Genomic DNA, 12,992 nt, shown 5'->3' with positions numbered 1-12,992 from the left:
CAGACGGTGCGCCCTGACGCGTTCTGCGGCGGGCATTACGGAACGCTGACGTGGTTGGCGGTCGGTCCGGTTGATCGACAACACTGGTCCGATGAGCAACACACCCCGCGGCCTCGCCGCGCTCGCCGGGATCACGGCCGCCGCCGTGGCCATCGGCGTCGCCGAGCCGGTCGCGGTCCTCACCGGCCCCCGGTCCGCCCCGCTGATCGCGGTCGGCGGGCTGGTCGTGGACGTCGTACCCGAGCCGTTGAAGCAGTTCGCCATCACCCTGTTCGGCACGTACGACAAGATCGCCCTGCTGGTCGGGACGGCGCTGCTGCTCGCCGCGTTCGCCGCGCTGCTCGGGCTGCTGGCGGTCCGCCGGCTGTGGATCGGCCTGACCGGCATCGCGGCCTTCGCCGGTCTCGGCGTGGCCGCCGCCCTCACCCGGGCCGGCGCGGACGCCGCTGACGCGCTGCCCTCGCTGGTCGGGGCGGGGCTGGGCGGGTTGGTGCTCTGGGCCTTCCTCGCCGGCCCGCTGGAGGTCGACCCGTGGCCCTGGACCCCGCCGACACCCCCGCCCGACCCGTCGACGCCCGTCGCGCCCGAACCGGCCGCCGGCGTGGAGGCCGCACCCGGCCCGGCCGGCGGCGTGGAGGCCGCACCCGGCCTGGCCGGCGGCGTGGAGGCCGCACCCGGCCTGGCCGGCGGCGTGGAGGCCGCACCCGGCCTGGCCGGCGGCGTGGAGGCCGCACCCGGCCTGGCCGGCGGCGTGGAGGCCGCACCCGGCCTGGCCGGCGGCGTGGAGGCCGCACCCGGCCTGGCCGGCGGCGTGGAGGCCGCACCCGGCCCGGATCCGGTGAGCCGTCCGCCGGTCGGGTGGGAGCCGTTGGAGAGCAGCGACCCGGAGTCGCGGCGCCGGTTCCTGCGCGGGGTGGGCGTGCTGGCCGGCGCGGCCGCCGTGGCCGGGCTGGGCGGGCACTGGCTCGCCGGGCGCCGGGGCGTGTCGGCGGCCCGGGAGGCGGTCACGCTGCCCGCCCCGTCGGCGGCGGCGCCCGCGGTACCGGCCGGTGCCGATCTGTCCCTGGCGCAGCTCGCCCCCTACATCACCCCGACCAGCGGGTTCTACCGGATCGACACCGCCCTGGTGGTGCCGCAGGTCGACCCGGAGACCTGGCGGCTGCGCATCCACGGACGGGTCCGCAACCCGATCGAGCTGAGCTTCGCCGACCTGCTCGCCCGGCCGATGGTGGAGCGGTACGTGACCCTGGCCTGCGTCTCCAACGAGGTGGGCGGGGACCTGATCGGCAACGCCCGGTGGTTGGGCGTACCCCTCAAGGAGCTGCTGGACGAGGCGGACCCGGAGGAGGGCGCGGACCAGGTGGTGGGCCGTTCGGTCGACGGCTGGACCTGTGGCACCCCGACGGCGGTGTTGCGGGACGGGCGGGACGCCCTGCTGGCGGTCGGGATGAACGGCGAGCCGCTGCCGGTCGAGCACGGCTTCCCGGTCCGCATGGTGGTGCCCGGCCTGTACGGCTACGTCTCGGCGTGCAAGTGGGTGACCGAGCTGGAGCTGACCAGCTTCGCCGACTTCGACGCGTACTGGGTGCCGCGGGGCTGGTCGGCGCAGGGACCGGTCAAGACGCAGTCCCGGATCGACACGCCCCGCCCGCGCAACCGGCTCACCACCGGCCCGGTGATGGTGGCCGGGGTGGCCTGGGCCCAGCACCGTGGAATCAGCCGGGTGGAGGTACGCGTCGACGGCGGCCCGTGGCGGGAGGCGGCGCTCGCCCCGACGGTGTCGGTGGACACCTGGGTGCAGTGGTCCTGGCGCTGGGACGCCACCCCGGGCGAGCACGCCCTCCAGGTGCGGGCGACCGATGCCACCGGCGAGACGCAGACCGGCCGGGAACAGCCGGTCGAGCCGGACGGCGCCACCGGCTGGCACACGGTCAAGGTCACCGTCCGCTGACCCCGCCCAGGCCACCCCAGGTGAGCCGGTCCCGCCCGGTTCGTCCACGCGAGTTCGCCGTTTGCGGTGTGTCGCGGTGTCCGACGACTGCGACGCCGCGACACTCCGCAATCGGAGTCGCCCCGGTGGCAGGCGTGGCTGATCCGTTCACGTCATCAGCTCCGTAGCGTCTCCGACCCACCTGCCGCCCAAACCGGGACCAGGCCGGGACCGGAATGCGCCGACGCCGCGCTCCGGTTGCGGAGCGCGGCGTCGGTCGGGGTCTCTCGGCGGGTCAGGCGACCTTGCGCTGGTCCGGCACGGCGGACTTGTGGGGGCGGCCCAGGCGGGCCTCCAGCCGGCCGATGTCGACCCGGGTCTGCCGGCGGTCGGCCAGGTCCTCCCAGCCCAGCGCGAGCAGCCGCAGCCGCTCGGACTCGCTGAAGCCGCCCCAGACGCCGTACGGCTCGCGGACGGACAGCGCGTGGGCGGCGCACTCGGCCCGGACCGGGCAGGCCCGGCAGACGGCCTTGGCGCCGGACTCGCGGCGCAGCCGTGAGGAGCCGCGCTCGCCGTCGGGGTGGAAGAACTGCGCGCTGTCGCGGCCCCGGCAGGCACCGAGCCGCTGCCAGTCCCACAGGTCGACGATGGGTCCGGGCAGTCTACGTACGTTCGACATCAGCACCCCTCCTCCCGCGCGGCACCGCGGAGGTCTCGTTCGCATCCGGTGTCCGGGCGGCGGTCCGCGCAGGCGCACCGTTTCCGGCCTGGCGTCTCGGTACCCGACCTTTCCCCGACTCACACTTCTGTGATCGAAAACCTCGGACAACTCGCGGCATATGCCCTGGATGTCGGAAAAGTTCGGAGGATTGCCGGGAACCTCCACCCCGGCCCAGCCGGCCATGGTCTGCTCTCTGCGGAGAGGAGACCACCGTGCGTACCGTTCTCGTCTGCGTCCGGACACCGCTCGCCGCGCAGCAGTTGACCTCGGCCGCGGCCCGGCTCGGCCTGGCCGCGGTCGTGCGGACCGCCGTCTCCGATCCCGAGGTGATGCTGCGGCTGGCCGAGCGCCCCGTCGACGTCGTGCTCGCCGACACCGCGCTCACCCGACCCGACAGTGCCGGCTTCGTCCGCCGGGTGCTCGCCCGCGCGCCGCAGGCCGCCGTGCTGCTGCTCGGCGCCGAGGAGTCCGAGGCCGCCGCGGCGACGATCAACGCCGGGGCCCGGGGCCTGATCCAGGGCACCGACCACGACCTGACCAGCGCGGTGGCCAAGGCCCTGCTGCTGCTCTCCGCCCCCGGCCGGACGACCCGGAACCGGGTCACCGACCCGGCCCGCGACACCGCCGCGGTCGGCGCGCCGCCCCGGCCCTCGGCCGGGCTTACCCCTGGCAAGCCGGGCCCGGGCTGGTCCGCCGGACCGGCCGAGGTGCCCGGGGGACCGTCGGTGGTACCGGTGCAGCGCGGCGACGACGAAGCAGAGCCGGAGGCCGCCGCCGAGCCGGAGGTGCCCGCGCCCACCGGTCGGCGGGGCGCGCCCGGCGCGCGCAGCGGGCGCGGCGCCGTCGGACTGACCGAGCGGGAGCTCCAGGTGCTGCTCGGGATGGCCGAGGGAAAGAGCAACGCCGAGATCGGGCGGGAGCTGTTCGTCTCGGAGGACACCGTCAAGACGCACGCCCGACGGCTGTTCCGCAAGCTCGGTGCCCGGGACCGCGCGCACGCGGTGGCCGCCGGTTTCCGCGCCGGCCTGGTCGCCTGAGCCGGCCGCCCGCGGTCGGGCCCAGTCGTCCGGGCTCAGTCGTCGGAGGGGGACTCCTCCTCGGCCGCCTCGGTCAGCGTGTCGTGCACCCCGTCCGCGTAGCCACGGGCGTAGTCCCAGGTGACGTAGTGGTCGGGGTCGGGGTCGTAGGCCGGCTCGTGCACCCGCGGCCGGCCGGAGCTGAGCAGGTGGCGCAGGTTGCCCCGGAGCAGGTCCCAGTCGAAGTAGTGCGGCTCCCGGCAGTCCTCGCACTCGATCACCAGCCCGCGCACCCCGATCGGCGACAGCAGGGCCTGGTAGATCTCCAGGTCGGCCAGGTCCTCCAGGACGTCCTGGCGCTCGACCTCCGTCAGCGGGTCGAGCGGATCGTCCTCACGGGGATCGTGCAGGCCAGCAGCCGGATCGGCCGGGTCGCCGTTGAACGGGTCGATGGGCTCGTCGTGCACCCCCTCACCGTAGTCCCAACGCTCGCCGGACGCGTCCCCCCGGCCACCCCTGTGGCCTCGCCGACCCGCGCCGGCACCGCCGGGGCCGGCCCAGCTCAATGGGTACGATGAAACGACGCGCCGTCACCTCGGCGTGCGCCGGTGCCCGCGCGCGCCACCTCGCTGAAGCCCGTCCAAGCAGCTCAGGAGAGCAATCGTGGAGAATTCGCCCAGCACTGATCTTCCCGGCGGCGTCGGCGACGGCGAGCCGGGTGGTCACCTGCCGGAGCTGCCGGCCGGCTCGGCACGGGTGGTGCCGCTCGGTCTGACCTTCGACGACGTGCTGCTCCAGCCGGGCGAGTCGGACGTGGTGCCCAGCCGGGTCAACACCCGCACCCGGCTCACCCGCAACATCGAGCTGACCGTGCCGCTGCTGTCCAGCGCGATGGACACGGTCACCGAGGCGCGGATGGCGATCGCGATGGCCCGCCAGGGCGGGATCGGGGTGCTGCACCGCAACCTCTCGCTGGAGGACCAGGCGCTCCAGGTCGACCTGGTCAAGCGCTCCGAGTCCGGCATGATCACCAACCCGGTGACCGCCAGCCCGGACGACACCCTCCGCGAGGTCGACGAGCTCTGCGGCCGCTACCGCATCTCCGGCGTGCCGGTGGTCGACGGCGACGGGCAGCTGGTCGGCATCGTCACCAACCGGGACATGCGGTTCGTCTCCGCGCCGGAGACCCCGGTCCACGAGATCATGACCCGCACCCCGCTGATCACCGCTCCGGTCGGGGTGAGCAAGGACGAGGCCCTCGACCTGCTCCGCCGGCACAAGGTGGAGAAGCTGCCGATCGTGGACGACTCGGGCCGGCTGCGCGGGCTGATCACGGTCAAGGACTTCACCAAGAGCGAGCAGTACCCGAACGCCACCAAGGACGAGGCGGGCCGCCTCCGGGTCGCCGCGGCGGTCGGCGTGGGCGACGACGCGTACAAGCGGGCCCGGACGCTGGTGGACGCCGGCGTCGACGTGATCATCGTGGACACCGCGCACGGCCACCAGCGGGCGGTGCTGGACATGGTCCGCCAGCTCAAGAAGGACGTCGGCATCGACATCGTCGGCGGCAACATCGCCACGTACGCCGGGGCGAAGGCGCTGGTCGACGCGGGCGCCGACGGCGTCAAGGTGGGGGTCGGCCCGGGCGCGATCTGCACCACCCGGATCGTCGCCGGGGTGGGTGTACCGCAGATCACCGCGATCATGGAGGCCGCGCGGGCCGCCCGCCCGGCCGGTGTTCCGGTGATCGGCGACGGCGGCATCCAGTACTCCGGGGACATCGCCAAGGCGCTGGTCGCCGGCGCCGACACGGTGATGCTCGGCAGCCTGCTGGCCGGCTGCGAGGAGAGCCCCGGCGAGCTGATCTTCATCAACGGCAAGCAGTACAAGGCGTACCGGGGGATGGGCTCGCTCGGCGCGATGCAGTCCCGCGGCCAGGGCAAGTCCTACTCCAAGGACCGCTACTTCCAGCAGGACGTGCTCGCCGAGGACAAGCTCGTCCCCGAGGGCGTCGAGGGCCAGGTGCCCTACCGGGGGCCGCTCTCCGCGGTCGCCCACCAGCTCATCGGTGGGCTGCGCGCCGCGATGGGGTACGTCGGCGCGGAGAGCATCCCCGAGCTGCACCGCCGCGGCCAGCTCATCCGGATCACGGCGGCCGGGCTCAAGGAGAGCCACCCGCACGACATCCAGATGACCGTCGAGGCACCCAACTACCACTCCCGCTGACCATCACCCCCAACCACCTGGAGTCCCCATGCGTGACGTGGTCGAGATCGGGCTGGGCAAGACCGCGCAGCGCGGCTACCACCTGGACGACATCGCCATCGTGCCGAGCCGCCGGACCCGGGACGTCGACGACGTCTCGACGAGCTGGCAGCTCGACGCGTACCCGTTCGGCATTCCCTGCGTCGGGCACCCGTCGGACGCCACGATGAGCCCGGCCACCGCCGTCCGGCTCGGCCAGCTCGGCGGGCTCGGCGTGCTCAACGTCGAGGGCCTGTGGACCCGGTACGAGAACCCGACCAAGGTCCTGGAGGAGTTGGCCGGTCTCGGCGAGGACGCCCGGGCGACCAAGCGGCTCCAGGAGGTCTACTCCGAGCCGATCCGCCCCGACCTGATCGCCGAGCGGGTGCGCGAGCTGCGCGCCGGCGGCGGCACGGTGGCCGTCCGGGTCTCTCCGCAGCACACCCTGGCGCTGGCCCCGGTGATCCTCGACGCCGGCGTCGACATCCTGGTCATCCAGGGCACCATCGTCTCGGCCGAGCACGTCTCGACCACCGACGAGCCGCTGAACCTCAAGGAGTTCATCGCCGACCTCGACCTGCCGGTCGTGGTGGGCGGCTGCACCGACTACAAGACGGCGCTGCACCTGATGCGGACGGGCGCGGCCGGCGTGATCGTCGGTATCGGCGGCGACGACTGGTCGACCACCGAGTCGGTGCTGGGCATCCGGGTGCCGATGGCGACCGCGATCGCCGACGCCGCCGCGGCCCGCCGCGACTACCTGGACGAGACCGGCGGCCGGTACGTGCACCTGATCGCCGACGGCGACATCCAGACCTCCGGCGACATCGCCAAGGCGCTGGGCTGCGGCGCGGACGCGGTGATGCTCGGCGAGGCGCTGTCGCTCTGCGAGGAGGCGCCGGCCGGTGGCGCCTGGTGGCACTCGGCCGCCAGCCACCCGTCGCTGCCGCGCGGCGCGTTCGAGATCGCCGGCGAGCCGCTGGGCTCGATGGAACAGCTGCTCTTCGGCCCGGCCGACGAGCCGGACGGCCAGCTCAACCTCTTCGGCGGGCTGCGCCGCGCGATGGCCAAGTGCGGCTACCGCGACCTCAAGGAGTTCCAGAAGGTCGGCCTGGTCCTGGACCGCTGACCCGGACAAAACCACCCCTACGCACCGGTCGCGCCGATTAGGCTCGGCCGGTGCGTCGTATCCGGTCCAGGTTTCTGCTCGCCGCCGTCGTGGCGGCGACGACCGTGGCGACCGCCGGCTGTACGTCCGACCGCGACGACCGCAACGAGTTCCGGCCCGGCGCCGCCGACGCCGGTGACCCGTACGTCCCGGGTCGGGGCAACGGCGGCTACGACGTCTCCGGCTACCGGCTGCGGGTGCGGTACGACCCGGCGACCGACCGGTTGACCGGCCGGGCCACCGTCACCGCGACCGCCACCGGCAACCTCTCCCGGTTCAACCTGGACCTGATCGGGCTGGACGTCTCGCGGGTGACCGTCTCCGGGGCGGCGGCCCGGCACCGCCGCGACGGCAGCGAGCTGGTGATCACGCCGCCGCGGGGGCTGCCCCGCGGCACCGGGTTCACCGTCGACGTCGACTACGCCGGGGTGCCGACCGCCGTCCCTGACGGCGAGCTGGGCAGCGGCGGGTTCCTGCACACCGCCGACGGGGCGATCGTGCTCGGCCAGCCCGAGTCGGCGGCCACCTGGTTCCCGGTGAACGACCACCCGTCCGACAAGGCCACCTACGACGTCGAGGTGACGGTCCCCGACGGGCTGGCCGCGCTGAGCAACGGGGTGCCGGGGGAGCGGAGCAGCACCGGCGGCTGGACCACCTGGCGGTGGGCCGAGCGCGCGCCGATGGCCAGCTACCTGACCACCCTGGTGATCGGCGACTACCGGGTCGAGACCGGCACGCACGGCGGCCGACCGATGGTCACGGCGGTGCCGGCCGGCCTGCCGGCGACCGGCCCCGAGGCGGCCTCGCTGGCCCGTACCGGCGAGATAGCGGACTTCCTCGCCAGCCGGTTCGGGCCGTACCCGTTCGACTCCTACGGCGGCATCGTGGTGACCGACAGCCGGATCGGGTACGCGTTGGAGACCCAGTCCCGCCCGGTCTACGGGCCGGGCTTCTTCTCCGGCGGCCGGCCCAACCCGTCCGTGGTGGTCCACGAGCTGGCCCACCAGTGGTTCGGCAACAGCGTCTCGCTGTCGAGCTGGCAGGACATCTGGCTCAACGAGGGCTTCGCCACGTACGCGGAATGGCTGTGGACGGAGCACGACGGCGGCCGGACCGCGCAGCGTGCCTTCGAGCTGCGGCACGCCGTCACCGACTGGTCCCAGCCGGCGGTCGATCCCGGCCGGGCGGCGATGTTCGGCGACGGGGTCTACCAGCGGGGTGCCCTCGCGGTGCACGCGCTGCGCCGAACCGTCGGCGACGAGACGTTCTTCCGCCTGTTGAGCGGCTGGACCGAGGAGCGGCGCGGCGGCGTCGCCAGCACCGCCGACTTCGCCGGGTACGCCGAGCGGGTCGCCGGCCGCCCGCTGCGCCCCCTGCTGGACGCCTGGCTGGCCGGCGGCGTCGCGCCCGCCCTTCCGTGACCCGCGGGTGACCGCCGGTCGGTAGGCTGCCGCCGACGACACGGGGAGGTGCCGGGTGGCCATGGCGCGGATGCGGCGGGGCGTCGGTCTGGTGACGGTGGCGGCCCTCGGGCTCGCCGGGTGCGGGTCCGAGCCGGAGCCGCGGCCGGCGCCGGCCGCGGCTCCGGCCCCGACGGCCGGGCGGCAGTTCGCGCCGGGCGCGGCCGGCGTCGGCGACGCCTACTTCCCGAGCTACGGCAACGGCGGGTACGACGTCGGGCGGTACACCGTCAAGGTCCGCTACGACCCGGCGACCGACCGGCTCACCGGCACCGCCACCGTGCAGGCGACGGCCACCGCCGACCTGTCCGCGTTCCACCTGGACCTGGCCGGGCTGACCGTGCGGAAGGTGACCGTGGACGGCGCGCCGGCCCGGCACGCCCGCGAGGCCGACGAGCTGGTGGTCACCCCGGCCGCCGGGCTCACCGCCGGCAACGGTTTCACCGCCGAGATCAGCTACGAGGGGAAGCCGGAGCCGCTGGCCAACGAGGTGCTCGGCGAGGGCGGCTGGCTGCACACCACCGACGGCGCGATCGCGCTCGGCCAGCCGGAGTCGGCGAGCACCTGGTTCCCGGTCAACGACCACCCCTCGGACAAGGCGACCTACGACGTCGAGATCACCGTCCCGAAGGGGCTGACCGCGGTCAGCAACGGGGTGCCGAAGGGGCGCTCGGACGCCGACGGCTGGACCACCTGGAAGTGGTCCGAGGCCGCCCCGATGGCCAGCTACCTGAGCACCGTGGTGATCGGGGACTACCGGGTCGAGACCGGCGAGCACAAGGGACGGCCGGTGTTCAGCGCGGTCAGCACCAAGCTCGGCAAGGGGGCCGCCGACGCGTCGATGGCCCGCACCACCGAGGTCGCCGACTACCTGGAGAGCGTCTTCGGGCCGTACCCGTTCGCCGCGTACGGCGGGGTGGTGGTCGCCGACGAGCGGATCCGGTACGCGCTGGAGACGCAGAGCCGCCCGGTCTACGGCGCGGGCTTCTTCCGGGGCGGCGAGAACACCGGCGTGGTCGCCCACGAGCTGGCCCACCAGTGGTTCGGCAACAGCGTCTCGCTGGCGAAGTGGCAGGACATCTGGCTCAACGAGGGGCTGGCCACCTACGCCGAGTGGCTCTGGGCCGAGCACCGGGGCACCGGCACCGCCCAGGCGGCCTTCGATCGGCGGTACGCCGGTTCGTCCAGCCGCCTCTGGCAGACGCCGCCGGCCGAGCCCGGCCGGCAGAACCTGTTCAGCGAGTCGGTCTACCAGCGCGGCGGGATGACCGTGCACGCGCTGCGGGTGGCGGTCGGCGACCCGGCGTTCTTCAAGATCCTCAAGACCTGGGCGGCGGAGAAGCGCAACGGCAACGCCACCACCGACGAGTTCGTCGCGGTCGCCGAGCGGGTCTCCGGCAAGCAACTGGACAAGCTCTTCGCCGCCTGGCTGCACGGCACCGAGCGCCCGCCGGCGCCAAAGCGTCTCTAGTTCTTCACCCGCAGCTCGGGGTGGGCGGCGAGGAACTGCTCGGCGTCGCCGGCCTTGAGCGCGGTGAGGAACTGCCGGCCGACCGCCTTGAGCTCCTCACCCCGGTAGGCCCTGCCCTTGCCCACCCCGCTGCCGGGGAGCGCGACCGGGGTGAACCGGTCGACGCTCAGCCCGCCGAGGGCGTACGCGAGGTCGACGATGCGGGGACCGCCGGCGTAGATCAGGGTGTCGCCGAGCGCGTCGACCACCTGCTGGACCCGGTCCGGCTGGCGGGCCAGGTTCTCGTCGAGGATCTTGGCGGTCAGCGCCCGGAGGAGCTGCTGCTGGTGGCGCTGCCGGGCGTAGTCGCCGCCGGTGATGTAGCGCTGGCGGGCGTAGTCCAGCGCCTGCCAGCCGTTGAGGTGCCGCTGGCCCTTCTCGTAGACCATCTGCGGCCCGACGTAGCCGCCGCCGGAGGGCGCCGGGTCGCGGTGCTTGCCGTCCGGCCGGCGGTGCAGCGAGACCACCCGCTGGTCGACGTGGATGTCCACCCCGCCCAGGGTGTCCACCAGCTTGTCGAAGCCGTTGAAGGTGATCACCGCGCCGGCGTCGATCCGCAGCCCGGTGTATCCGCTGACCGTGCTGCGCAGCAGCTCGTACCCCTGGGCGACGCGATGCTCCTTGGGCTTGCCCGGCACCCGGCTGCCGTAGCTCATCGCGTGGGTGAGCTTGGTCTTCCCGCCCTTGTAGCCCGCCTTGGGGAAGGCCGGGATGTCCACCAGCAGGTCGCGGGGGAGCGAGAAGAGGTACGCCCGGTCCAGCCCGGCCGGCACGTGCAGCACCAGCACCGCGTCGCTGTGCGGCTCCCACCCGGGGACGCTGACCCGGGTGTCCACCCCGACCAGCAGCAGGTTGAGCGGGCCGGTGATGCCGGCCCCGGGCGGGGTGGTCGGGCTGGGCTCCGGGGCGGCGCCCGGTGTGGCGGTCGCGGTGGCGGTGGCGGCGACCGCGCCCGGTCGGCGCTGCGGCCCGTCGTCACTGACCAGCCGGTTCACCACCAGGGCGCCCCCGGCGACCAGGACCACCGCGGCGAGGGCGGCCAGCAGCAGCGCCCGGCGCGGTCGTCGCGCCCCTGTCTCGTGAGCCATGCTCGACACCCCCGTTGGGACAACGCTCCGACGGGGGCCCGGAGTTGCGGGCGTGGCCGGACGGATCGGTGGACGCGATCATGATCGCGCGAAAACTGCCGCTGGCGCGATGGCTACTCAGCGGTAATGATGCGTTCATGCGGTACGACGTGGTCGTCATCGGGTCCGGTTTCGGCGGCAGCGTCACCGCGCTCCGGCTGGCCGAGAAGGGTTACACCGTCGGCGTTCTGGAGGCCGGTCGGCGGTTCGCCGACGACGAGTTCCCGCAGACGTCCTGGCGGGCCCGGCGCTTCCTCTGGGCGCCGAAGCTCGGCTGCTACGGCCTGCAACGGATCACGCTGCTCCGCTCGGCCGACCGCAAGGCCGGCGGCGGGGTCATGGTGCTCTCCGGGGCGGGGGTGGGCGGCGGCTCGCTGGTCTACGCCAACACCCTCTACGAGCCGCTGGACGCCTTCTACGACGACCCGCAGTGGCGCGGCATCACCGACTGGCGCGACGAGCTGGCCCGCCACTACGACCAGGCGAAGCGGATGCTCGGCGTCACCACGTACCCGGTCGACACCGGTGCGGACCGGGCGATGCGCGCGGTCGCCGAGCGGATGGGGGTCGGCCGGACCTTCCACGCCACCCCGGTGGGCGTGCACATCGGCCGCCCCGGCCAACGGGTGCCCGACCCGTACTTCGGCGGGGTCGGCCCGGAGCGCACCGGCTGCACGCACTGCGGCTCCTGCATGACCGGCTGTCGGCACGGCGCGAAGAACACGCTGGTCAAGAACTACCTCTGGCTGGCGGAGCGGCTCGGCGTCGAGGTCCACCCGCTGACCACGGTGACCGCCGTCCGGCCGGCCCCCGACGGCGGGTATGAGGTGCACACCGAGCGGACGGGCGCCTGGCTGCGGCGGCGCCGGCAGGTCATCCACGCCGACCAGGTGGTCCTCGCCGCCGGGGCGCTGGGCACCCAGCGGCTGCTGCACGAGATGAAGGCGACCGGCGCGCTGCCCGGCCTCTCCGACCGGCTCGGCGAACTGACCCGCACCAACTCCGAGGCCATCCTCGGCGCCTCGGTGCCCCGCGCGCGGGCCCGCGCCGAGGGGGTGGACTTCACCGAGGGGGTGGCGATCACCAGCTCCTTCCACCCCGACCCGCAGACCCACATCGAGCCGGTGCGCTACGGCCGTGGCTCGAACGCGATGGGGCTGCTCCAGTCGCTGCTGGTCGACGGCGGCCCGCACCGGGTCCGACGCTGGTTGGGCAGCATCGTCCGGCAACCCGGGCTGGCGGCCCGGATGCTGTCGGTGCGCGGCTGGTCGGAGCGGACGGTGATCGCCCTGGTGATGCAGTCGGTGGACAACTCGCTGACCACCCGGTTCCGGCGCGGCCTCTTCGGCCGGCGACTGGTCTCCGGGCCGGGTCACGGCGCGCCCAACCCGACCTGGATCCCGGCCGGCAACCAGGCGGTCCGGCTGCTCGCCGAGGAGATCGGCGGTACGCCGGGCGGCGCGCTCACCGAGCCGTTCAACATCCCGATGACCGCGCACATCCTCGGTGGGGCGGTGATCGGGGCGTCCCCGGCCGACGGGGTCATCGACCCGTGGCACCGGATCTACGGCCACCCGGGGCTGCACGTGGTGGACGGGGCGGCGGTCTCGGCGAACCTCGGCGTGAACCCGTCGCTGACGATCACCGCCCAGGCGGAGCGGGCGATGTCCTTCTGGCCGAACAAGGGCGAGGACGATCCCCGTCCGCCGCTCGGCGAGGCGTACCGGCGGGTGGCGCCCGTACCCCCGGGGCGCCCGGCGGTGCCGGCGGACGCCCCCGCCGCGCTGCGCGGCTGACCGCCCCGGCCGGACCGCGG

Annotated in this window: 10 protein-coding genes; 7 read left to right on the top strand and 3 right to left on the bottom strand. The window is 74.2% G+C overall.

Annotation, left to right across the window (positions count from 1 at the left end):
- The first annotated feature begins 91 nt into the window (after nucleotides 1-91).
- Nucleotides 92-1,951 (top strand): molybdopterin-dependent oxidoreductase, encoded by a 1,860-nt coding sequence (locus tag ACTMS9_RS11160; RefSeq protein ID WP_441164861.1) that lies wholly within the window; start codon nucleotides 92-94, stop codon nucleotides 1,949-1,951.
- 274 nt (nucleotides 1,952-2,225) lie between these two features.
- On the opposite strand, the gene ACTMS9_RS11155 is transcribed toward ACTMS9_RS11160, so the two are convergent.
- On the bottom strand, nucleotides 2,226-2,609 hold the full coding sequence (locus ACTMS9_RS11155) for a WhiB family transcriptional regulator (RefSeq protein WP_441142375.1): 384 nt from the start codon (nucleotides 2,607-2,609) through the stop codon (nucleotides 2,226-2,228).
- A gap of 254 nt (nucleotides 2,610-2,863) precedes the next feature.
- Between ACTMS9_RS11155 and ACTMS9_RS11150 the strand changes: the two genes are divergently transcribed.
- On the top strand, nucleotides 2,864-3,688 hold the full coding sequence (locus ACTMS9_RS11150) for a response regulator transcription factor (RefSeq protein WP_441164860.1): 825 nt from the start codon (nucleotides 2,864-2,866) through the stop codon (nucleotides 3,686-3,688).
- 35 nt (nucleotides 3,689-3,723) lie between these two features.
- Here ACTMS9_RS11150 and ACTMS9_RS11145 read toward each other — a convergent pair whose 3' ends face one another.
- Nucleotides 3,724-4,134, bottom strand: a complete 411-nt coding sequence (locus tag ACTMS9_RS11145; protein ID WP_154941884.1) for a DUF5319 domain-containing protein — start codon at nucleotides 4,132-4,134, stop codon at nucleotides 3,724-3,726.
- 196 nt (nucleotides 4,135-4,330) lie between these two features.
- On the opposite strand from ACTMS9_RS11145, the gene guaB reads away from it, so the two are divergent.
- The 4 genes from guaB (at nucleotide 4,331) to ACTMS9_RS11125 (ending at nucleotide 10,010) form a co-directional block, all read left to right on the top strand.
- A complete protein-coding gene (gene guaB / locus ACTMS9_RS11140; protein WP_357918528.1) occupies nucleotides 4,331-5,893 on the top strand; it encodes an IMP dehydrogenase in 1,563 nt (520 codons plus the stop codon).
- 28 nt (nucleotides 5,894-5,921) lie between these two features.
- Nucleotides 5,922-7,040, top strand: a complete 1,119-nt coding sequence (locus tag ACTMS9_RS11135; RefSeq protein WP_441164859.1) for a GuaB3 family IMP dehydrogenase-related protein — start codon at nucleotides 5,922-5,924, stop codon at nucleotides 7,038-7,040.
- 50 nt (nucleotides 7,041-7,090) lie between these two features.
- Nucleotides 7,091-8,500, top strand: coding sequence for a M1 family metallopeptidase (locus ACTMS9_RS11130; protein WP_441142377.1), 1,410 nt, complete (start codon nucleotides 7,091-7,093; stop codon nucleotides 8,498-8,500).
- A 61-nt stretch (nucleotides 8,501-8,561) separates the two neighbouring features.
- Complete coding sequence (locus ACTMS9_RS11125; protein ID WP_441142626.1) at nucleotides 8,562-10,010, top strand: M1 family metallopeptidase; 1,449 nt, start codon at nucleotides 8,562-8,564, stop codon at nucleotides 10,008-10,010.
- Here ACTMS9_RS11125 and ACTMS9_RS11120 read toward each other — a convergent pair.
- Nucleotides 10,007-11,137: an LCP family protein gene (locus ACTMS9_RS11120; RefSeq protein ID WP_441142378.1), complete on the bottom strand. Its 1,131-nt coding sequence runs from the start codon at nucleotides 11,135-11,137 to the stop codon at nucleotides 10,007-10,009. The genes ACTMS9_RS11125 and ACTMS9_RS11120 overlap by 4 nt on opposite strands.
- A 137-nt stretch (nucleotides 11,138-11,274) precedes the next feature.
- Between ACTMS9_RS11120 and ACTMS9_RS11115 the strand changes: the two genes are divergently transcribed.
- Nucleotides 11,275-12,972 (top strand): FAD-dependent oxidoreductase, encoded by a 1,698-nt coding sequence (locus tag ACTMS9_RS11115; RefSeq protein WP_441164858.1) that lies wholly within the window; start codon nucleotides 11,275-11,277, stop codon nucleotides 12,970-12,972.
- The last annotated feature ends 20 nt before the right edge of the window (nucleotides 12,973-12,992 follow it).

This window comes from Micromonospora sp. L31 (assembly GCF_052068075.1).
In the GTDB taxonomy this organism is placed as follows: domain Bacteria; phylum Actinomycetota; class Actinomycetes; order Mycobacteriales; family Micromonosporaceae; genus Micromonospora; species Micromonospora purpureochromogenes.
Note: the sequence above shows the minus strand (reverse complement) of the source record. Positions and strands in the feature narration are given on the sequence as shown.

Bases quoted from the DNA above. Each gene is read 5' to 3' on its own strand.
- ACTMS9_RS11135 (WP_441164859.1), top strand. From the start codon at position 5,922: ATGCGTGACGTGGTCGAGATCGGGCTGGGCAAGACCGCGCAGCGCGGC.
- ACTMS9_RS11155 (WP_441142375.1), bottom strand. From the start codon at position 2,609: ATGTCGAACGTACGTAGACTGCCCGGACCCATCGTCGACCTGTGGGAC.
- ACTMS9_RS11125 (WP_441142626.1), top strand. From the start codon at position 8,562: ATGGCGCGGATGCGGCGGGGCGTCGGTCTGGTGACGGTGGCGGCCCTC.
- ACTMS9_RS11115 (WP_441164858.1), top strand. From the start codon at position 11,275: ATGCGGTACGACGTGGTCGTCATCGGGTCCGGTTTCGGCGGCAGCGTC.
- ACTMS9_RS11160 (WP_441164861.1), top strand. From the start codon at position 92: ATGAGCAACACACCCCGCGGCCTCGCCGCGCTCGCCGGGATCACGGCC.
- ACTMS9_RS11120 (WP_441142378.1), bottom strand. From the start codon at position 11,137: ATGGCTCACGAGACAGGGGCGCGACGACCGCGCCGGGCGCTGCTGCTG.